21 protein-coding genes are annotated in these 22,436 nt (G+C 32.3%); 10 read left to right on the top strand and 11 right to left on the bottom strand.

Translation table 11 applies throughout. The features are described 5' to 3' along the window. Positions 1 to 67: 67 nt before the first annotated feature. Positions 68 to 451, bottom strand: a complete 384-nt coding sequence (locus D1816_RS10790; protein ID WP_118502797.1) for an ankyrin repeat domain-containing protein — start codon at positions 449 to 451, stop codon at positions 68 to 70. 448 nt (positions 452 to 899) lie between these two features. Here D1816_RS10790 and gpmI point away from each other — a divergent pair, with 448 nt between their 5' ends. The 6 genes from gpmI (at position 900) to D1816_RS10820 (ending at position 8,658) form a co-directional block, all read left to right on the top strand. After that, entirely contained in the window at positions 900 to 2,417 is a 1,518-nt protein-coding gene (gene gpmI, locus D1816_RS10795) for a 2,3-bisphosphoglycerate-independent phosphoglycerate mutase (protein ID WP_118502799.1), read from the top strand. Positions 2,418 to 2,667: 250 nt separating this feature from the next. Beyond that, positions 2,668 to 3,489, top strand: coding sequence for a type I methionyl aminopeptidase (gene map, locus D1816_RS10800; RefSeq protein WP_066313518.1), 822 nt, complete (start codon positions 2,668 to 2,670; stop codon positions 3,487 to 3,489). A gap of 45 nt (positions 3,490 to 3,534) precedes the next feature. Beyond that, positions 3,535 to 4,302 carry a class I SAM-dependent methyltransferase gene (locus D1816_RS10805; RefSeq protein WP_066313521.1) on the top strand — a complete coding sequence of 256 codons (768 nt, stop codon included), beginning with the start codon at positions 3,535 to 3,537 and terminating at the stop codon, positions 4,300 to 4,302. 143 nt (positions 4,303 to 4,445) lie between these two features. After that, the gene (locus tag D1816_RS10810; protein ID WP_162900338.1) at positions 4,446 to 6,407 is read left to right on the top strand and encodes a tetratricopeptide repeat protein; all 1,962 of its coding nucleotides are present in this window, start codon (positions 4,446 to 4,448) and stop codon (positions 6,405 to 6,407) included. Positions 6,408 to 6,820: 413 nt separating this feature from the next. Further along, entirely contained in the window at positions 6,821 to 7,921 is a 1,101-nt protein-coding gene (locus D1816_RS10815; protein WP_162900339.1) for a CHAT domain-containing protein, read from the top strand. Between the two features lie 227 nt (positions 7,922 to 8,148). Continuing rightward, positions 8,149 to 8,658, top strand: a complete 510-nt coding sequence (locus tag D1816_RS10820) for a nuclear transport factor 2 family protein (protein WP_147405070.1) — start codon at positions 8,149 to 8,151, stop codon at positions 8,656 to 8,658. Positions 8,659 to 8,814: 156 nt separating this feature from the next. Here D1816_RS10820 and D1816_RS10825 read toward each other — a convergent pair whose 3' ends face one another. Genes D1816_RS10825 through D1816_RS10835 form a run of 3 tightly spaced genes read right to left on the bottom strand, consistent with a single transcriptional unit; the run spans position 8,815 to position 11,110 of the window. Next, positions 8,815 to 9,810: an FAD:protein FMN transferase gene (locus D1816_RS10825; protein ID WP_162900340.1), complete on the bottom strand. Its 996-nt coding sequence runs from the start codon at positions 9,808 to 9,810 to the stop codon at positions 8,815 to 8,817. 5 nt (positions 9,811 to 9,815) lie between these two features. Continuing rightward, positions 9,816 to 10,193: a Na(+)-translocating NADH-quinone reductase subunit F gene (locus tag D1816_RS10830; RefSeq protein WP_066313532.1), complete on the bottom strand. Its 378-nt coding sequence runs from the start codon at positions 10,191 to 10,193 to the stop codon at positions 9,816 to 9,818. A 38-nt stretch (positions 10,194 to 10,231) separates the two neighbouring features. Then, on the bottom strand, positions 10,232 to 11,110 hold the full coding sequence (locus D1816_RS10835; protein ID WP_118502807.1) for a DUF4846 domain-containing protein: 879 nt from the start codon (positions 11,108 to 11,110) through the stop codon (positions 10,232 to 10,234). Between the two features lie 178 nt (positions 11,111 to 11,288). Here D1816_RS10835 and D1816_RS10840 point away from each other — a divergent pair, with 178 nt between their 5' ends. Then, complete coding sequence (locus tag D1816_RS10840) at positions 11,289 to 11,978, top strand: outer membrane beta-barrel protein (protein WP_118502809.1); 690 nt, start codon at positions 11,289 to 11,291, stop codon at positions 11,976 to 11,978. 74 nt (positions 11,979 to 12,052) lie between these two features. Here D1816_RS10840 and nqrF read toward each other — a convergent pair whose 3' ends face one another. The 6 genes from nqrF to D1816_RS10870 are packed head-to-tail and all read right to left on the bottom strand — an operon-like array spanning position 12,053 to position 18,148. Continuing rightward, a complete protein-coding gene (gene nqrF, locus D1816_RS10845; protein ID WP_066313542.1) occupies positions 12,053 to 13,360 on the bottom strand; it encodes an NADH:ubiquinone reductase (Na(+)-transporting) subunit F in 1,308 nt (435 codons plus the stop codon). A 1-nt stretch (position 13,361) separates the two neighbouring features. Further along, on the bottom strand, positions 13,362 to 14,078 hold the full coding sequence (nqrE, locus tag D1816_RS10850) for an NADH:ubiquinone reductase (Na(+)-transporting) subunit E (protein ID WP_066313544.1): 717 nt from the start codon (positions 14,076 to 14,078) through the stop codon (positions 13,362 to 13,364). Between the two features lie 11 nt (positions 14,079 to 14,089). Continuing rightward, positions 14,090 to 14,782: an NADH:ubiquinone reductase (Na(+)-transporting) subunit D gene (locus D1816_RS10855; RefSeq protein WP_066313546.1), complete on the bottom strand. Its 693-nt coding sequence runs from the start codon at positions 14,780 to 14,782 to the stop codon at positions 14,090 to 14,092. Positions 14,783 to 14,785: 3 nt separating this feature from the next. Next, positions 14,786 to 15,541, bottom strand: coding sequence for a Na(+)-translocating NADH-quinone reductase subunit C (locus tag D1816_RS10860; RefSeq protein WP_066313549.1), 756 nt, complete (start codon positions 15,539 to 15,541; stop codon positions 14,786 to 14,788). Between the two features lie 2 nt (positions 15,542 to 15,543). Continuing rightward, on the bottom strand, positions 15,544 to 16,788 hold the full coding sequence (locus tag D1816_RS10865) for an NADH:ubiquinone reductase (Na(+)-transporting) subunit B (protein ID WP_066313552.1): 1,245 nt from the start codon (positions 16,786 to 16,788) through the stop codon (positions 15,544 to 15,546). Positions 16,789 to 16,792: 4 nt separating this feature from the next. Next, complete coding sequence (locus D1816_RS10870) at positions 16,793 to 18,148, bottom strand: Na(+)-translocating NADH-quinone reductase subunit A (RefSeq protein ID WP_118502811.1); 1,356 nt, start codon at positions 18,146 to 18,148, stop codon at positions 16,793 to 16,795. Between the two features lie 404 nt (positions 18,149 to 18,552). Between D1816_RS10870 and D1816_RS10875 the strand changes: the two genes are divergently transcribed. The 3 genes from D1816_RS10875 to apaG all read left to right on the top strand — a co-directional run bounded on the left by D1816_RS10875 (position 18,553) and on the right by apaG (position 21,420). Next, positions 18,553 to 19,815 (top strand): DUF5103 domain-containing protein, encoded by a 1,263-nt coding sequence (locus D1816_RS10875; RefSeq protein ID WP_118502814.1) that lies wholly within the window; start codon positions 18,553 to 18,555, stop codon positions 19,813 to 19,815. Between the two features lie 77 nt (positions 19,816 to 19,892). After that, positions 19,893 to 21,032: a DUF3667 domain-containing protein gene (locus tag D1816_RS10880; RefSeq protein WP_118502817.1), complete on the top strand. Its 1,140-nt coding sequence runs from the start codon at positions 19,893 to 19,895 to the stop codon at positions 21,030 to 21,032. Position 21,033: 1 nt separating this feature from the next. After that, positions 21,034 to 21,420 (top strand): Co2+/Mg2+ efflux protein ApaG, encoded by a 387-nt coding sequence (gene apaG / locus D1816_RS10885; RefSeq protein WP_066313567.1) that lies wholly within the window; start codon positions 21,034 to 21,036, stop codon positions 21,418 to 21,420. On the opposite strand, the gene D1816_RS10890 is transcribed toward apaG, so the two are convergent. Then, positions 21,413 to 22,402 (bottom strand): DUF6695 family protein, encoded by a 990-nt coding sequence (locus tag D1816_RS10890; protein ID WP_118502819.1) that lies wholly within the window; start codon positions 22,400 to 22,402, stop codon positions 21,413 to 21,415. The two genes, apaG and D1816_RS10890, sit on opposite strands and share 8 nt — an antisense overlap. Between the last annotated feature and the right edge of the window lie 34 nt (positions 22,403 to 22,436).

The following is a 22,436-nucleotide window of genomic DNA, read 5'->3' on the forward strand; positions in this document are numbered from 1 at the left end:
ATTACAAATAAACAAACCCTGTTAAAAATATTTAACAGGGTTTATTAGATTCATTAACACACAATTTTTAAGATAGTTCCTCTAAAAGAGCCATTGCTTCTTTTGCATTTGAAAGTTTAGCAAATTTCAATGCATTGTTACCTTTACTATCTTTAGCTTTTACTTTGGCTCCTTGCTTAACTAGAACTTTAATAATATCCACACGATTATAACGAGCAGCATACATTAAAGGGGTCATTCCATCCCATTTTTCATTAACATCACTTCCGAATTCAATCATTTTCTTTACTGCATCTAAATCACCTTTTACAATAGCCATACAAAAGGGGTTTGTTTTAAAAGTTGCAAATTCAGAATCATGACTATTTGTGATCATTCTAGTTTCAGAAGCGAAACTACTAACTGTGGCGAGACATGCAACTACAAGAGTTGCTAACATTGTTTTTCTCATAATAAATTTGATTTTACGTTAATTTGATTGACTTGATACTATACCAGTAAGACTTCGATTGTTCCATTTTTGTTACAGCCAAATCATGAAATAACACAACTTTAACCTTTCATAAACAAAAAATTATATTAAATAAATTTCAGGTAATTGTACACTATTTAGCATCCAACTGATATAAATTTTTAAAAAATATTGTCCAGCAAATGAATTGTATTATCCGTATAAAAACTAGTTCTATTTTAAGAATAACCTACTTTTAACCTTCTGTGAACATATTCCTTAATAGTTTCATAAAAAACACGATAATAATTGCATTCAAAAAAGGTTTAAATAACTTTTCAATAACCGATGCTTTTTGTCTGCTTGTGTATGATATTGTAAATTTGCGTCTTGTATATTTTTTTAGGTTTTACTAAAAACCAATACAACCCTTAACTTGGAAAACATTATGAATAAGAAAGTGATCCTTATGATTCTAGATGGATGGGGAACTTCTCCCGATCCTAAAGTCTCTGCTATCGACAATGCTCAAACTCCTTTTATAGATAATCTGTATAAGAAATACCCTAACGCTGCTCTGCGCACAGATGGTCTTCATGTAGGATTACCAGATGGTCAAATGGGAAATAGCGAAGTAGGACACATGAATCTGGGCGCTGGTAGAATTGTCTATCAAGATTTGGCCAAAATAAATATGGCCATAGAAAAAGATACTTTAAAAGATGAGTCTGCATTAGTAGACGCTTTTCGATATGCCAAAGAAAATAATAAAAACATTCACCTTCTTGGTTTAGTAAGTGATGGTGGTGTTCACTCTCATATAAACCATATTAAAGGAATATTAGATGCTGCACATGCTCATGACTTAACCAACGTCTTTTTACATGCGTTTACAGATGGTCGTGATGTTGATCCTAAATCTGGTAAACATCATATTAAAGCTATTCAAGAGCACATGTCAAAGACAACTGGTGAAATCGCATCGGTCGTTGGAAGATACTATGCTATGGATCGCGACAAAAGATGGGAAAGGGTAAAACTAGCCTATGATCTTATTGTAAATGGTATCGGAGAGTCAAGTAATGACGCTGTTAAAAGTATTGAAGCCAGCTACGAAAATGACATTACCGATGAATTTATCAAACCAATTTCAATTCTAAAAAATGATAAGCCTGTAGCCACTATAGCAAAAGACGACGTTGTTCTATTTTTTAATTTTAGAACAGATCGCGGTAGAGAATTAACAGAGATGTTATCGCAAAAGGATATGCCTGAATATACTACGCAAAAACTTCCTTTGTATTATGTTACCATGACAAATTATGATGATACTTTTAGTGGAATTAAGGTAGTATATGATAAAGAAAATATTACTGAAACATTAGGCGAAGTACTTTCTAAAGCGGGAAAAACACAAATAAGAATTGCTGAGACTGAGAAATATCCCCACGTTACCTTCTTCTTTTCAGGAGGTCAAGAAGAGCCCTTTAAAGGTGAATCACGAATTTTAAGAAATTCGCCTAAAGTTGCTACTTATGATCTAAAACCAGAAATGAGCGCCTATGAATTACGGGATGCTTTGATACCTGAATTACAAAAAGGAGATGTCGATTTTGTTTGTCTTAACTTTGCTAATGGCGATATGGTTGGACATACCGGAGTAATGGAAGCGGCTATTCAAGCCTGTGAAGTTGTAGACAAATGTGTTAAAGATGTCGTTACGACGGGATTAGAAAATGGATATGCAACATTATTAATTGCAGATCATGGAAACTGCGAAACCATGATTAACCCCGATGGCAGTCCACATACGGCGCACACCACAAACCCTGTACCTTTTATTTTAATCGACAAAGAAAACATCCAGGTTAAAGATGGGGTTTTAGGAGATATCGCGCCTACTATTCTTGACCTTATTGGGGTAGAACAACCAAAGGCAATGACGCAAAATTCCTTACTAAAATAATATAAAGACTACTCTTTAGAAATCAATGATACCTCTTAAAAATTTTTAGGAGGTATCTATTTTAAAACCCATAGTAAAAATAGGTTACTAGCCAATCAGAATAGAAGAATACTACGCATAAAATACACTTCTACATCAAAGCTTTTATGAGTGATTAAATCTATTCATACTAATTCGTATTTAAAATCTTCTATATCATTATTCTTTGTAAATTTGCCCTTCCTTTAATTCGGAAATCTATTATAGATATATGGGCATAATTGTAAAAACACGTGAAGAAATAGAGTTAATGCGAGAAAGTGCATTAGTAGTTTCTAAAACATTAGGTATGTTAGCCTCTGAGGTTAAACCAGGAGTAACAACGCTACAATTAGATAAGTTAGCAGAAGAATTTATACGTGATCATGATGCTATTCCTGGATTCTTAGGATTATATGATTTTCCAAATACATTATGCATGAGTCCAAATGCTCAAGTCGTACATGGAATTCCTAATAATACGCCTTTACAAGAAGGGGATATTATCTCTATTGATTGTGGCGCTATTAAGAATGAATTTTACGGAGACCATGCATATACATTCCCTGTAGGAGAAATACCAGAAGAGACGGCTCGTTTACTTAAGATAACTAAAGAGTCTTTATACGTAGGTATTGCTCAACTTAAAGTTGGAAATCGTGTAGGTGATGTAGGTTATGCCATACAAAAGTTTACTGAAGATGCAGGATACGGTGTAGTAAGAGAGCTTGTTGGTCATGGATTAGGTCGCAAAATGCATGAGGATCCCGAAATGCCAAATTATGGACGTCGTGGAAAAGGAAAAAAGTTTATTGAAGGTATGGTTGTGGCTATTGAACCGATGACAAATATGGGTACACACCGCATTAAACAGCTTCAGGATGGTTGGACGATATTAACCAACGACGGTAAGCCTAGTGCACATTTTGAACACGATGTTGCTATTCTAGATGGGAAACCTGAAATTCTTTCTACGTTTAAATATATTTATCAAGCACTAGGTATAGAATCTGACGAAGAAGATGCTTTTAGACAAGAATTATTAACTGTATAGTGTATTTTATTTCAAAAATTATACAGTACTTCTGTATAATCAATTATGAAAAAACTTTTTAAACTAATACTCAATACGATACCAAGACCATTACTTATTCGCTTAAGTTATATTGTCAGACCAATTATTGCTTTTTTTTTACAAGGGAACACGTATACCGATCCTATCGATAATAGAAGCTTTTCACGTTTCTTACCATATGGATACGGTGATCAAAGAGATAATGTATTATCGCCTTCTACATTATCCTTAGAACGACATAGATTACTATGGCTCTACCTACAAAATGAGACTAGCTTTTTTACTACCCCATCCAAAATGTTACATTTTGCACCAGAGCAAGCCTTCTATAAAAGGTTTCAAAAATTAAAACATCTTAACTATACAACTACAGATCTTAACTCGCCTCTTGCAGATGTAAAAGCAGATATCTGCAACCTTCCGTTTAAAGATAATGAGTATGATATTATTTTTTGCAATCACGTTTTAGAACATATTCCAGATGATACAAAGGCGATGCAAGAATTATATCGTGTTTTAAAACCGGGAGGTATGGCAATTTTACAAATCCCACAAGATCTAACTCGTGAAATCACCTTTGAAGATGACACCATTACCGACACTAAAGAACGTGCCCGTATTTTTGGACAGTATGATCACGTTAGAGTATATGGTCTAGATTACTTTGAAAAACTAAGATCTATTGGTTTTAAAGTAGAAGAGATCGATTATACACAAAAATTATCACAGGAAGAAGTTACCAAATATTGTCTTGCACAAGGGGAAATTTTACCGGTTTGTTACAAACCTTAAAGCTAAAAAGTACATTTTAGAAAGAAAAAAATACAACTCAACGTAACAATTACATCTTTTTTACGATTAATAGTGATATGAACAATCTTACTACAACCATCAGTTTTATTGTATCTAGAAGAATCCTACTTATATTTTTCTGTTTGAGTTATTCAAACATCACTTATTCTCAAACCAAAATTGACACTAGCACTGCGTCTCAATATTTCACCAAAGGAAAAGAACTTCTTAATAAAAGAAAAACGGATAGTTCTTTAACGTATTTTGAAAAGGCATTATTAATTTATGAAACTATTGGTGACCAGAAAAAAATCATTGATTGTTATGATAAAATTTCGCAAAATCAACAAAACAACTTTGATTATGATAGTGCTTTAGTGACTGCAAAAAAAGGACTGATGCTTCGTCAAGAGCTATTCGAAAAAGAACACCCTCAAATAGCCTTATCCCATACTCAAATTGGTCATATTCACAAAGACAAAGATCAATATCAAAAGGCAATGGATTTTTACCAAAAAGCATTAAAAATTCAAACCAAAGCTTTTGGGAACAAAGACCATCGCACTGCAGACTCTTATCATCATATCGGAACAATTCATCATGTATTGGCTCAATATGACAGAGCTTTGATATATTACCAAAAAAGTCTAGAAATACGAACAAAACACTTTGGAAAGCAACATGAAAAGATAGCTGAAAGTTATATCGATATAGGCATTACACATTACCACCTTGGGAAAGACAGACAAGCTTTAGCATATTACAATAAGGCCCTAAAAATACGAGAATCGAAATTTGGTAAACATAGTCCTGAAGTAGCTTTTTGTTACAATCATATTGGTGATATCCTAATTCCCTTAGACAAATTTGATGACGCGTTAGAATATCAAAAAAAAGCACTATCAATTATGATTAACACTTTTGGTAGTGATCATCCTAATACTGCTCTTTGTTATTACAGTATTGGTTTTATTCATAGACGTAAAGGGCAACACGATGTTGCTTTGGGATATTATAAAAAAGTATTAATTATCTTAATTCAAAAAATTGGAAATAAAAATTCTATAGTGGGTAATACATATAATGAAATTGGTACGATCAAAGGAGAAAAAAACTTGCATGACCAAGCTTTACTATATTTCAAAAAAACTTATGAAATTCACACAAAAATCTATCCCAAAAAACACTCTTATATAGGAACTTCCTTTTCAAGCATTGGTATAACATATCAGTATAAAGGAGAACACAACAAAGCAATAACATACTTTAAAAAAGCCATAATAAACTTCACAAATTCTTTGGGTAAAAATCATACTGTTATTGCAAGAATGTACAACAATATTGCAAACAATTACAAAGCCAAAGAAGAATATGATTTAGCTCTAATATATTATAAAAAAGCTTTAAAAATAAGAATCTCCCTTAAAGGAGAAGATCATTCCGACACTTCTTATACATATAAAGATATTGGTGATATTTTCAGAATACAAAAAGAATATGACATTGCTTTAAAATATTACGAAAAAACATTACAAATTCATGAAAATTTATTCGGAAAAACCAATTACTATATTAGCGATATTAATAACGCTATAGCCAATATTTATTCAGATAAAAAAGAATATCAAAAAGCCTTAGAATATTTACAAAAAAGTATAAAAGTTAGATTGCTCACTGATGGCAAACATCACCCCAGAACTGCAAAGTCTTATAATCAACTAGCAGAAGTATATGCCAAACTTAATGAACATAAAAAAGCAATATTATACTATGACCTAGCCGTTACGGCTAATAAAAACCCCAGTCTTAGCAGGGGTTTAGAATTTAAATCTTACCATTATCTGGATTTAATTACTCTATTACAAACTTTACAAGGTAAGGCTAAAACATTACAAGATTTCTATATTGAGGATAAAAACTTATTCCATCTAACCAAAAGTATAAATACTTATAAAAAAGCTGATATTTTGATTGATAATATTAGACAAACCTTAAAGCAACATGAAGACAAAATCACTTTTGCTAAGCAAGCCAAAACATTGTATACGGATGCTATACTAACCCAACTATTCCTTTATCAGATAAACAAAAAAAACAATCTCTAGAACATGCCTTTTATTACACTGAAAGAAGTAGAGCTAATATACTTAAAGGATTATTATCAGAATCTAATGCTAGAAATTTTAATGGAGTATCAACTGCAATTTTAGATTTAGAACAGGATTTAAAAACTAAAATTGCATTTTACACCTCTAAAATTACCAATGAAAAATCAAGTAAAACAATAGACACTAATAAAATCGTATCCTATGAAAATGAATTATTTGATCTTGCAGTAAGAGAAGATTCTTTACTGAAAATTATAGAAAAAAAACATCCAAAATATCATCAATTAAAACATCAAACACAACCTATAACTGTTATAGATATCCAAAAAAAACTAGATAACAACACTACTATTTTAGAGTTTTTTCTAACAGATACAACATGTTATGCTTTTCTCATTTCGAAAAATAACTTGAGTGTAAAAGAATTACCGATACAAGAACTAGAATCACAAATTGAAAAATTTAGAAATGCTATTATCACTAAAAACACTAATGGGTTTAAAAAAAATGCTTTTTCGTTATACAACTCATTATTAAACCCAATAAAGGATCAAATTAAAGGGGAGCAACTTATTATTATACCAGATGGTCCGCTATGGCATCTTAATTTCGAATTATTACTTACTCATACTAGCGTTACAAACAATCCTAAAAATCTACCATATTTACTGAAAGACTATGTCGTTTCTTATGCTAACTCTGCTAACTTATTATTAAACGCACAACATAGTTCTAACGAAACCAATAAAAGACAAGAATGTCTTGCTTTTTCGTTTTCAGATACCACTAGTCTCAAAACTACAGAAAAAATAAGCATGACCAGACTGCGAAGTATTAGTTATGATTTGCCTGGAACTCGTGAAGAGATTAAGGCTATTTCTGATATTATCGATGGGCAATATTATTTTGGTTCTCAAGCAGTAGAACGTAATTTCAAAAAAAATGCTAATCAATACAATATCCTTCATTTGGCATTGCACGGAGATGTAGATAATGACAATCCAGAGAATTCAAAACTATACTTCACTAAAACTAAAGATTCTCTTGAGGATAATTTACTGTATAGTCATGAATTGTTTGCTCTAAACATTCCTGCCGATTTAACTGTTCTTAGTGCATGTAATACGGGAACCGGAAAAATCGCCAAAGGCGAAGGCATTATGAGTTTAGGTAATGCATTTCAATATGCTGGTTCGAAGAGTTTGCTTTTAAGTAGTTGGGAAATATCTGATCAGACCACTCCAGAGTTAATGAGATTTTTCTATTCAAATCTTAAAAAAGGCATGAATAAACCTAAAGCTTTACAACAAGCTAAATTACAGTACTTAAATACCGCAAATATAAATAGAGTTGATCCTTTTTATTGGGGTGCATTTTACTTAGTAGGAGACATAGACCCTATCCAATTTAACGATAATCATCTTAGGTATTGGATTATCGGATTAGTAATCATAGGAATCTTATTATTACTCGGTATATTAGCGTACAAACATAAGCTAAAGCAACAATAAGTATTACTTTTTGAAAATAAAAATTACTAATACCAAAGAGTGAATGAAATATTTAGGCAATAGAAGCAAAGGTTAATACTAAAGATTACTTTGAAAAATTAAGATCTGTTGGCTTTAAAAGTTATACTCAAGAATTACCAAAAGAAGAAGTAACTAAATACTGTATTGCGCAGTGTGAAATTCTACCTATATGTAGAAAATAATAATTATCATTTAAATTAAAGTTTATGAAATACTTATATCTATTATTTGTAGTAACTATTTTACAAATGAATGCACAAACGAGTACTGAAGTTATTCAGAAAGAAATAAATAATACTGTTTGGAAACCTTTTCAAAAAGCTTTTGAAAATTTGGACGGAAAAGCTTTAAATGCTACTTACGCTACAAACGTTTTACGCGTTACTCCTGAAGGGATTGATACTCAAAATACTTTTAAAAAAGAAAACCTTAAGCGTTTTGCAGCCATAAAAGAAAAACAAAATAGTATCAGTTTAGATTTTTGGTTTGACGATAGAAAAACAAACGAAACCACGTCCTATGAAATAGGATTTTATCGTATAGAGTTTGTTACAGGTGGAAAAACTGAATATAGTTATGGACAGTTTCATATTGTACTAAAAAAAATTAATAACAAATGGAAAATTACTCAGGATTGGGATACTACTACCATTGCTGGCGAAACTATAACTGCAGCTCATTATAAGAAAAAAGAAGCGATACGTTTTGATAATTAAGCTTTCTAAATGATCGTTAAATTAATAAAACATTTTAAGGAGATAAACACTGTCCAATATTTATCCAATTTTTAATACAATAATATTATAATATCAATTTTTAATTTTTTCAAAACAATCTACTTTTTAGATCACTTTGTTATTTAGTATACATATCTAATTCTCGGGAAAACGATTAATTGCTAATGTCTTCAGCTCTTTATTGTGGTCTTCATAGATAAAATAAACCTGAAGTTCTGGATGATTTTTCAAAAAAGCTTTTGACTTTTCTAAACCCATTGACATTAATGCCGTTGCATACGCATCTGCTATCATGCAGGTTTCGGCAAGTATAGACACACTTAACAAGTTTGATTTATGCGGATAACCTGTTTTGGTATTAATAATATGCGCATATCTATTTCCTTCTTGATCTAATTTAAATTTTCTATAGCTCCCAGAAGTAGCCATGGCCTGATCTTGTAATTCGATAACTTTGCTATAGGATTGATCTCCATCAAAATTAGGATCCTCTACTCCTATCCGCCATGGTTTTTTCTTTACTAAATTACTTCCTTTACCTCTAATTTCTCCCCCTATTTCTACCAAATAATTTTCAATATTCTTTTCTTCTAAAAATTCTGCAAATACATCTACTGCATATCCTTTAGCTAATGAATTAAAATCTATAAATGTATTCGGGTTATTTTTTATAATAGTATTCTCTTTTAAGGTAACTTTATCTAGTCCAACTGTTAACAGCAAACTATCTATTTTTAGGCTGTCTAATGCAATTATTTTACCCTTCGGTCCAAAATCCCACGCATTAACTAATACGCCTATAGTTGGATCAAAAGCCCCACTAGTCGCTCTAAATATCTCTTCTGAAGCAGTAAAAACTTTTTTAAAATGCTCATCAACAATTACATTACCATCTCCTTTATTAATTCGAGATATATCAGAATCATTAATGTAAGTAGACATTGAATGATTTATTACTGTTATAATACTATCATATGTCTTTGACAAATCTATCTCTTTTGTAGCAATAAATTGAATTGAAAAAGTCGTTCCAAAGGCTTCTCCTTTTGTATAATTAAGGGCTAATTTAGTGTCTTGGTTACATGAAATTAATACCCCAAAAAGAGCAAAAACACATATTTTCTTAATCATAATTCTTAATTTAAATGTGTTTCTATAGCTTGAATCCCTGCATATTCCAGAATATAATCTTCATTTAAGAAAACAGGCTTTTTAGGATCTTCAGAATTTTGTAACCCTACACCTGCGTAAAATACCTTTGCTTCCTGTTCTCTAGCATGTTTTTTAAAGGATTCCATCCAAATCATATCGTAATTATGCGGATTATCTGGATATAAAACCGCTTTTACTATTACAAAGTATCTTTGATTACTCTTATCAACACATACAAACTGAGGGTGTTTTCCTAATTTACTATTTACAGCTATGAATTCGTAGCCTTTTTTTTCGAGTTCTTTACCGACAATATTCATTGCCAGATTATGAAGTTCTTGTTTGGTAAGTATCCTAGTCATAATACTACAAATATACTATCATAATTCATAATCTCGAATTATTTAAACCTAATAAAACTAGCTTTATCAAAGTAATAACTTGGTGTATCTACAGGGTCATTTTCTGTAAACTTATACCAAGGAGCACTACTTGCATTACCATAGTTTTTAAGTAAACAAACACTTTGTGCAGGAGTATTTCCTTGTGCCAACAGATACATTTTTTCACCTTTTTCGTTTACAATTTCATCTACTACGATTTCTATATGCCCTGGAGAGCCTGGTTTAACTAACATATCGCCAATTCTAATATCATCGACCGTTATCTTTTGTAATTCATGATACATAGATAAGGTTCCGGCATAGGTATAGATCAGATTCAGATATTTGTAAAAATTAGTTTTTGAAGTATTAGCCTGAGCTGTTTTATGAAATGACACTTTGTTTCCCTTTATTTTTGGTCGATATCCTTCTGCATATTTACTCCATGAACAATAATGACCTGATGTAAAATTAAATCCTATATCTTCTTTTTTATTTTGTTCCCACAGGTACTCAGATCTAATTCTCATCAAAGCATCGGCACATTGCTGCAAACCATTTGAAGGGACCGGCACTTCAAGAATTGCCTCGTGCCAATCCTGAGCAAAGTACTCGGTATCATCATAATTAATAATCTTACTTCCGTATGCTTTTAGCTGATAATGCCTTAAATATTCCTGAAAAGACCCTTTTTCATACGGCACTCTCTTGTATCCATCTGGCAAAAGCACTCTAGTAGAAACAGAATCACCATTTTTATTTATAAGACCTGAAGTTCTTGTGATATTAGCAATTACACCCTTTATGTGATGGGTCACTTTATCTGTTTTTGAAGTGCTTTTAAACACTACAAAAACTATCATTACACCAACTAAAACTAAAAGAAACTTTTTCAAAATACAAACGTGATTTTATAATTAAAAACTGCTTAAAATTACATACAGTTGTCTTAAAGACTGTAAAATAATTCAAAAATTGCATTTAACAAAACATTAGTAAACAACTGATTTTTTCGCTTGGTCTTTATGGTAATTCTTTACTAAACAAATAAATTATTAATTAAAAACAGTCAGCATGAAAACAACTATTATTTCAATTCTCACCTTGTTCTTAATGTATTCAACATCCTATACACAAGAAGAAACCAAGTACGGGTTTAATAAATCAGATTTTATTGTGGCAGGTTCAATTAGCTACTCAAAAGGAGATTCAAATTCCAAATTTATGAGTAATGATCGTCAAACATTTACATCTAGCTCTGAAAATAAAAATTTTTCCTTGATTCCCGAAGTGGGATATTTTTTATCAGATTATTTTATGATAGGTACCAAAATTGGCTACATAACAGGCAAATCTAAAAATTACAACGGCAATATCCTTTTCGAAAATAAAAGCTCAGGGTATACGGCTAGTTTATTCGGAAGATATTATGTGACCCCAAAGAAAAGAATATCACTTTTCACTGAATTAGAAGGGTCCTACTCTAAGATAGATTCTAAAAATAGCAGAAACGAATTTCTAAACCTACCATCTTTTAGTGAAAATGAACAGGAGAGTTATTCAATATCTTTTGCTCCAGGGGTCAATATTTTTATAAATCAAAATTTAGCATTGACATCTAAAATTGGTAACATTGGATATACCAGATCAAAAAATTCTTTTATTGATCTTGAAAATAATGACACGTCTAACAATAAAAATAGTGGATTCTCTGCTTCAGTTAATTTAGACAATTTCTTTTTTGGATTTCTATATACTATCTAATTATTTTAAAACAAAAAACCGATACATTTCTGTATCGGTTCTTATTTTATATCTATTGAAAGAATATTTAATTTCTATCCTCCAAAATCATCGAATCTGATATGTTCATCAGGAATTCCAAAATCTTCTCCCATTTTTTGAACCGCTTTGTTCATTAATGGTGGACCACAGAAATATAATTCTATATCCTCTGGAGATTCATGATGATTAAGGTAATTATCGATCACACAGTTATGAATGAATCCAACAAATCCATCCCCTTCTGCATTGATATCACTTTTTACTTTCCAGTTATCTTCTTCTAGCGGTTCTGATAATGCTAAGTAAAACTTAAAGTTCGGGAAGTTCTTTTCTAAATCATAGAAATGCTCCAAATAAAACAATTCACGCTTAGAACGACCACCATACCAGTAAGTCACTTTTCTTCCTGTTTGTAGAGTTTTGAATAAATGATACAAGTGAGAACGCATTGGTGCCATACCAGCTCCTCCACCTACATAAAGCATTTCTGATTCAGATTCATTTATAAAAAACTCACCGTAAGGACCAGAGATTACAACTTTATCTCCTGGTTTTTGAGCAAAAATATATGATGACGCTACACCAGGGTTAACATCCATCCAACCATTCTTGGCTCTATCCCATGGTGGAGTTGCAATACGTACATTAAGCATAATCTCTCTTCCTTCTGCAGGGTAAGACGCCATAGAATATGCACGCTCAACAGTTTCGTCATTTTTCATAACCAATGGCCATAAACCAAACTTATCCCATTCTGCCTGAAATTTATCAGGAGTTTCATGTTCTTCTGGATGTGCTGTAATATCAATATCAGAATATTTTATTTCACACTGAGGGATTTCAATTTGAATATATCCCCCTGCTTTATATCCCATATCTTCAGGAATACGCACTACGAATTCTTTAATAAAAGAAGCTACATTATAATTACGAACAACTTCTGCTTCCCATTTTTTAATTCCAAATACCTCTTCCGGAACTTCGATATTCATATTTTGCTTTACCTTAACCTGGCAAGCTAAACGTGCTCCATGTTGTAGTTCTTTACGAGAAAAATGAGGCGTCTCTGTCGGTAAAGCTTCTCCTCCACCTTCTAATACGTGACATTCACATTGAATACAGGTTCCACCACCACCACATGCAGATGGTAAAAATATTTTCTGTGCTCCTAAAGTAGATAATAATGTACCTCCTGAAGCAACTTCAATTTCTTTTTCACCGTTAATAGTAATCTTAACGGGACCTGATGGTAGTAACTTATCTTTGGCAAATAATAAGATTCCTACTAAAACAAGAATCAGCACCAAAAACGAAATAATCGTAATTGCTATTGTTCCACCGGTAGATGCTAAAAATATCATATTATTTAAGTATTGTAACGTTAGTATTTTCGGCTACTTCTTTTGTAGTCTCTTTTTCTTCAACTTTAACAGTCTTTGTCTCTTTTGACTCTTCTTCATCACCTCCTGTTAACATTCCTCCAAAACTCATAAAACCAATTGCCATAAGTCCAGTTAGGATAAAAGTAATCCCTAGACCTCTTAATGGTGCGGGTACGTTTGAGTATCTGATCTTTTCTCGGATAGCTGCAATAGCCAAAATAGCTAAAAACCATCCAATCCCAGATCCTATACCATATACTGCAGCATGAGATATTGTTGCAAATTCTTTTTGTTGCATAAACAATGATCCACCTAAAATCGCACAGTTTACTGCGATTAATGGTAAAAAGATACCAAGTGAATTATATAAAGAAGGTGAAAATTTTTCTACGACAATCTCTACTAATTGTACCATTGTGGCAATAGTTGCAATAAATAAAATAAAGGTCAAGAAACTTAAATCATAATCTGCATATTCTGGACCTAACCATACTAATGCTCCTTCTCTAAGAATATATTTATCTAATAAGAAATTTAATGGTACTGTGATAGCTAATACGAATATAACTGCTGCTCCAAGACCTACTGCGGTAGAAACCTTTTTAGATACAGCTAGATAAGAACACATTCCTAAAAAGAATGCAAATACCATATTATCTATAAAGATCGATTTTAAAAATAACTCTAAATATTCCATGTCTTCTTATTTTAATGATCTTCGATTAATTCTTTATTTCTGCTTCTTTGTATCCAAATGATAATTCCTACAGTAATTAATGCCATTGGCGCCAATACCATAAAACCATTATTTTCATACCCTAAAGCATACAAGCCAGTCTTTTCAATTGGATCTCCTAATACTTTAGCTCCAAACAAAGTTCCTGATCCTAATAGCTCTCTAAAAAACGCTACAATCACAAGTAAAACACCATATCCCGCTGCATTACCTATTCCATCAAGAAAAGATTTCCAAGGGCCGTTACCTAAGGCAAAAGCTTCAAAACGCCCCATAATAATACAGTTTGTAATTATTAAACCAATAAATACAGATAGTTCTTTACTTAAAGTATATGCAAATGCTTTTAAGACCTGATCTACAACAATTACTAATGCAGCAACAACTACCAGTTGTACTATAATTCTAATTTTTGAAGGAATTATATTTCTCATTAAAGAAATAACTACGTTTCCTATTCCTAATACAAATATTACTGAAATTGCCATTACAATTGAAGGTTTCAATTGAGCTGTAATTGCAAGCGCAGAACATATTCCTAATACCTGAATAGTAATTGGATTATTATCAGCAAGAGGATCTGTTAACAATTTCTTGTTCTTCTTAGAAAACAAAGGCTCTTTAGGCTCTTTTGCTTTAACTTTTTCTTCTGTTACTTCAGCCATTTGTTATTTTTTTAAAGTTTCGAAATAAGGTTGATACATTTTTATTCCTTTCTTCACCATTGCTGTAACACCGTCACCTGTTATTGTTGCTCCAGCCATAGCGTCTACTTCATTATCACCTTTGTCTACGTTTTTAGGATCTGCATTACCTTTCTTTACAGTAATTCCTTTATAGTTTCCTGATGCATCCAGTATACTTTCTCCTATAAAATCATCTCTAAAATATGCTTCTTTGATATTAGCACCAAGACCAGGAGTTTCTCCTTTATGGTCAAAAAATGCGCCTTTTACGGTTTTGAATTCTTTATCTAAAGAAACATATCCCCAGATTGCATCCCAAAGACCATTACCTCTCATTGGTACAACATAATACTCTTGACCATCTTTTTTACCTATAAACAAAGGCATTTTTCGTTGATAATTAGCATCTTGTTTTACCTTATCATTCTCTTTTTTAACTTCGATACTAAAGGCGTCTTTAGATTTTTGCGCTTTATCACCTACTACTATATATTGTTCTTCTCCTACATACTGATCAAATAATTCCTGAGCCTTTTCTGCAGGAACAAACTCATTAGGATCTTCTGTATCCGCTATTCCCATAGCAAATAATATGTTCTGTTGTTTTTCTGTACGTTTATTTGCGTCTATCCTATCCTTTAATGAGGAAGCGGTAAAAGCAAGTAAAGAACCAACCACAACTACCATAGCTATGGCAAATATGATTGTATATGAATTTTTATCTGTATTCATTGCCATGATTACGCCGTTTTAAGTTTTAAACGTTTCATTCTTTTCTTAATATTTCCTTGAACAACATAGTGATCAATTGTTGGAGCAAATACATTCATTAATAATATTGCTAAGAATACTCCTTCGGGATACGCAGGATTAAATACTCTAATTAAAATAGAGATAAATCCTATTAAAAACCCATATATCCACTTTCCTTTATTTGTTTGAGAAGCAGTTACAGGATCTGTTGCCATATATACGATTCCAAAAGCAATTCCTCCAACAATTAAATGTTGCCAAAATTCTAAATTCATCAAAGCATAAAATTTACTTGACTCTGCAATCCATCCTGAACTAGTAACTCCATTAAATATTAATCCCATTACTAATGCACCAAGAACAGCACTAAGCATAATTCTCCAACTTCCGATTTTAGTAAAGATTAAGAATAGAGCACCTAATAAGATTAGTAATGCTGAAGTTTCTCCAACAGATCCAGGTACAAATCCTAAAAACGCATCTGATATAGAATATGAAGCATCTGCGCTTCCTAAAATATTTTTCCCTTGTGCTAATCCACCTAAAATAGTTTCTCCAGAAATAGCATCTAACTGCGCACCATTTGCAATTTCATTTGCTCTTTCTACAGCTCCGTGAACCCACACTTTATCACCAGACATCCATGTTGGATATGCAAAGAATAAGAAGGCTCTAATAGTAAGCGCAGGATTCAAGATATTCATTCCTGTTCCTCCAAAAACTTCCTTACCTATTACTACTCCAAAAATAACTGCTACTGCAAGCATCCAAAGAGGAGTATCGATTGGCACTATTAAAGGAACTAACATTCCGGTAACTAAATACCCTTCTTCTACTTCGTGACCTTTAATTACTGCAAATAAAAATTCTACACCAAGTCCCACTCCATACGAAATGACTACTAGCGGCAATACTTTCCACAGCCCGATAACAAGGTTATCCCATGACCAAAATTCTAAACTAAAGAATCCATTTGAAACTGCTTCAATTTCTCCCAGAGCTAAATGGTGTTGATAACCTGCATTAAACATTCCAAATATCAAACATGGTAATAAAGCCATGATTACCGTATTCATTGTACGTTTTAAATCATCGGCTCCTCTAACATGAGATCCAGAATGTGTTGTTTCATTAGGTAAATATAAAAATGTATGGATTGCATTAAATGCAGGCGCCATTTTTTTACCTTGATATTTAAGTTTTAGTTTATGTAATTTATCTTTTAATCCCATAGCACTATCCTATTTCTTTTAACATTAAGTCCAACCCTTCTCTGATTATCTGTTGATGTGGTTGTTTAGAAACACAAATAAACTCAGTAAGAGCAAAATCTTCTGGAGCTATTTCATACATTCCTAATTGTTCCATAGCATCTAAATCATTAACAGCACAAGCTTTTAGCAACTGTAATGGGTAGATATCAAAAGGAAAAACACTTTCATAATTTCCTGTAACTACAAATGCTCTATGTTCACCATTTGTATTTGTGTTAAGGTCATATTTTTTATTTGGAAATAACCAGGAAAATGTAAGTGCTCTTGACGGAGAAATTTTATTGAAGATAGGTTTATTCCATCCAAAAAATTCATAATCATCTCCTTCAGGAATAACAGAGATCATAGTATGATAATATCCTAAATTACCATCAGGCTTAACATTATTACCCGTAAGCACGTCACCACTAATAACTCTTATATCGGCTTCGTTGATAACACCAGCAGTATATACCACAGATGAAACTTCTGCACCAATCTTAGTTTTATAGTATTTCGGAGTCTTAACACAAGAACCGGCTAAGGCAATTGTACGCTCAGCATTAAACTTACCTGTAAGCAATAATTCACCAATTATGATTAAATCTTGTGGATTTACCACCCACACTACTTCTCCTTTATTTATTGGATCTATTTTGGCTATTTGTACGCTTGGATTTCCTGCCGGGTGAGGCCCAGAAACATTATGAAGAGTAACATGATTAAGTCCGTTCAAAGGAGAATTTCCATTTTTAGCAACGGAAACATGCACTTGTCCTTCGGTCAACTTGCTTAGTGCTGTAATAGCAGCTTGCAACTCATTCTCTTTACCAGCTAGCACATAATCAATATCTGCTGCCAGAGGTGCCGTTGCATAACCCGATATAAAAATAGCTTTTGGAGCTACATCTGGATTAGCAATAACATCATAAGGACGTTGCTTTATAAAAGGCCAGCATCCCGATGCTAATAAATGGTCTTTGATGTCTTTGCCATTCATGGCATTTACATCTTTCGAACCAAAATCTGCATATTGCTGTTCCTTATCCGCAAGAATCTTGAACGTTAAAATCTTTCTCTTGGCACCACGCACTATTTCCACTATTTCTCCACTTACGGGAGAAGGGAAAAGCATTTTTTCATTTGATTTGGAGTGAAAAAGTGGTTCGCCGGCTTTAACTTCTGTCCCTTGCTTTGCAACAACCTTAGGGACTATACCGTGAAAATCGTCAGGCTTAATTGCGTAAACATTACTTTTGGTAGCTTCTGCAGTTACTTTTTCTGCTTCGCCAACAAGCTTAATGTCTAAGCCCTTTCTGATACGAATGTCTTTTGACATATTTGTAGTCTAAGTTAATTAACTAAAAAAATCGTGCAAATTTAATAATTAAAACACGTAAGTAAAAGCTGCCACACTTATAAGATTTTATTTATAATCTTTCTAAATAAGTATTTTGTGATTAAAAAAAATAAGACTTGTAAATTAGACACTTATATTTTTATGATCCTTCATAAATATTTTAGCAGCTTATACTATTTTGGCACTATTCCTGTTAAACAGATTAACAACAAGTTAATCATAAACATTATTATTATCTACAACAAACGCAAATAAAATTACATCCAGAATCTATAGACAATCTATAGATTTACAATTTTAGTCTATGTTGTTTTCAAAACATATTACTATAATTTAGAATGTACTGATTTTGACTATATTTACACCTGAAACCACTCATAAAAATGTCTACACAAATTAAATCAATCGCAATAGTATTAATTTATTGGAGCCTTACAACCCAATTAGTTGGACAAACCTTTGAAGAGCTAAAAACTGCAGACCATATTAAAACAATTCAGATTTATGGAGGTACCGAATTTACTGGCATCCCCATACTCAAGCTCAATGAACCTTTCAAAATTACTTTTGATGACATTAATGGTGATGAGGCAGATTACTATTACCGAATCAAACACTACAATTTTGATTGGACAACCTCAGCTTTATACAAAAATGAATACCTAGACGGTTTTGATGAAATTCGAATTGTTAATTATGAAAACTCATTTAACACTTTACAGCTCTTTAGCCATTATACCTTACAAATTCCTAATGAAGACACTAGAGGTCTTAAGGTAAGCGGCAACTATAGTATTGAAATCTATAATGATGATGATGAAGTCGTTTTTATTAGAAGATTTATTGTTTATGAAAACCGCTCTACAGTTAAAGTATATACGAAACGATCAAGAGACTTTAAATATATAAACGCTAAACAATCTGTACAATTTGAAATAGACTCTCCAAATCAAATACTAAGAAACCCAAAACAAACTGTAAAAACTTTGGTAATGCAAAACAATAATATCAAACAAACCATTACCAATCTTATTCCACAATTCACAATAGCTAATAAACTTGTATACAAATACGATCAAGAGTCTAGTTTTTGGGGTGGTAATGAATTTCTTTTTTTTGACAATAAAGACATAAGAGCCGCAAACGCAGGAATTAGAACTACCGAACAACAAGATGTTTATCACAATTACCTATTCACCGATTTGGTGCGAGCCAACAGAAGATATACCTACAATCCCGATATTAATGGAAATTTTGTTATCCGTAATCTAGATGCCGAGGATAGTAACACCGAAGCCGATTATGCCATGATTCACTTCTCCTTAGAATGTTATGAACCATTAAATGATGGAGAATTACACCTATATGGAAACTTCAATAATTATACTATAGACGAATCAACCAAACTTGATTTTGATCAAGAAACCGCAATCTATACTACAAAACAACTCCTTAAACAAGGTTTTTATAATTATAAGTATGTATTAGTAAAACCCGATGGCACCATTGATCCCGGTTTTATTAGTGGAAGTTTTGACGAAACTGAAAATGAATATATCGTAATCCCTTATTATAGAGCACCTGGAGCAAGATATGATCGAGCAATTGGCAAAGGAATTGGAAATTCTCAAAATATTACCAATTAGAAAACTCCTATTTCGTTTTGGTTTGTAATAAACTCCTTATATTTTAGCGAAGTTACTATGATAACTCAATAAGTATAATGAAAGAAAAGGGGAGATTTCTAAAAAAATACAGGGGAAACGAATGTCTAAACTGCGGTGTTCCGTTAGATATTGTTGATAGATATTGTAATCATTGCGGGCAAATTAACACTAACAAAAGATTATCGCTCAAAGATTTTTTTAACGAGTTTTTTGCAAGTATTTTTTCTTATGATTCTCGTCTACGTCATACGATCTTGGCACTTCTATTTAAACCGGGGAAAATTTCTAAAGAATACATTGAAGGCAAAAGAGTTAAATACGCAAATCCATTTCGTTTTTATCTTAGTGTATCCATTATCTTTTTTATTATTAATGGGTTATTTATTGATTTTGATGGTTTTAGAACCGAAATAGAAGATCAAGTTACTGAAGGAAAGAAAACATTTGAAGAAATAAAGGAAGCGGTCCCGATCGATTCTATAACACAAGAAATCCGTAAGACAGAAGACCTATCTGAAGAAGATCTGGCGTTAATCAACAAGAAACTATTAGACATTGAAGGGCTATCCAGTCTGAGTGCTAAAAAAACTGAATCCAAAAAAGCTACTTATTACTCACAAGAAGAAATCAACAATATGAATATCTTTGAGAAAGGATATAAGTTATTTCCTATGTACGAAGATTATCACGACAGGACAGGAGAAAAATCTGCTCATCGTGCTCTGGCGGATTTAAAACATGAAAAATCTCGCTTAAATAGATATATCTACCATAGAGTTTTAAAAACCAATGAAATTGAAGAAAACTACGGTCAGGAATTTTTTGAATTCATTTTCAACAAACTCCCCTTTATCATCTTCTTCTTTCTTCCTTTCTTTGCTTTAAGTATTTGGTTATTATACATCAGGAGGTCGTTCAATTATATGGAACACCTCATATTTACATTTCACACTCAAACAATGTTCTTTATTATTATAGGTTTTTCGATTTTAATCTCAAAAATAGCGAATCTAAATGCGTTCTTTGGCGTTGCCATGTTAGCCTTTTTATTTTATTTGTACAAGGCTATGCGTAAATTTTATAATCAAGGAAGAGCCAAAACTATTGTTAAATTTCTATTAGTGAATGTTTTATTTTTTATCTTAGCCACTCTAGGTTCTGTGCTTACGATTGTAGGCTCAATTTTTATATTTTAAAATGGTACAACAAATTACCAGAGGCATTAAAATTTCGGTGGACACCACCTTTGAAGGTACGTTCTATAAGAACTATAAGATTCATTTTGCCTATGGTTATCGTATTACTATAGAGAACCAAAGTAAAGATTCTGTACAACTCACATCACGTTTCTGGGAAATTAAAGATGCTTTAAACAACACCGAAGTAGTTGAAGGTGAGGGTGTAATAGGGAAAAAACCCGTTTTAAAACCAGGAGAATCTCATACTTATAATAGTGGATGCCTACTCAGCTCTCCCTTTGGCTCAATGAAAGGACATTACAATATGGTAAATTTCACTTCTACAAGAAAGTTTAAGGTAATGATTCCTGGATTTAAATTAAGTACTCCATTTGCACTCAATTAATAATTCGTTTGATCAAATCAAATCTTATTTTTCTACCCTGCTGCTGAATATGACAGTACAAGCAATTAGAATCATACACAAATTTGTGCTCCTGCCTTATATCAAACATTTCTTGAGTCTTAAAAAGCCCCCTAAAATCCTCTAATCCATCTTGAGTATATCGTTTAATTTCAAAAACCATCTCTTGCTCTGTCGCTTCAATATTAAAATAAGCACAACTACCAGTTCCCGATAAAAAATGAGCGTCTTTTAAAAACTCAGGTAAATCTTTTAAGTTCTCTTCTGAAGGTTTTGGAATGTTTTTATCGAAATAATTTGTTAGATTCTCCTTCAAAACAGAACCTACATACATCTTTATTTCACCATTAATAACCTGATAAATCGGATTGTTGGCCGCCGCCTTTTCTACGTTTCCTAATGGGCTTGGCGTAAACTTTTTATTGCGTAACAATGGTTTTTTTATCTTTATGTTATCTGTACCCGCTAAAATAGTATCTGTTACAATTCTAGAACAATTACTACCATCCTTTCCAAAAGCTTTATAAGGAATGCTGCCTTTTGCGTGCATACCTACAACAAATTCTTTTGCTCCTGTATAATCAACATAATCACAAACTGATGCGATCATACGACCACTTCCATGAGTTTTTTCAGGATGTCTTTCTAACCAAATTAAAAAATCTTCTATATTACTTAAGCTACCTTCTGAATCAATAATAGCCTTAAATGGTATTTCTAATTCCACATCAGTCACAGCGCTTCTCACCCTACCAAATCCGGGCGGAGTGATATATCTTCCAAAATCGTAGTACTCTGCAAGACCAGTCTTATTTTCAATAAGTACTAAAGCCGCATGTCCTGCCTTAATATAGTTATGTTTCCCCATTCCTAGGGCTAGCAAGACCTTTGTTGAAGATTCATCAGAATGTTTTACAAAAGTATCAGGAAAGGCAAGTGAAATTATTTTACCCGTGTAATTCATCACACGATTAATGTTTTTAAATTATTCAACACTA

The sequence above is a fragment of the Aquimarina sp. AD10 genome, assembly GCF_003443715.1.
Lineage (GTDB): Bacteria > Bacteroidota > Bacteroidia > Flavobacteriales > Flavobacteriaceae > Aquimarina > Aquimarina aggregata.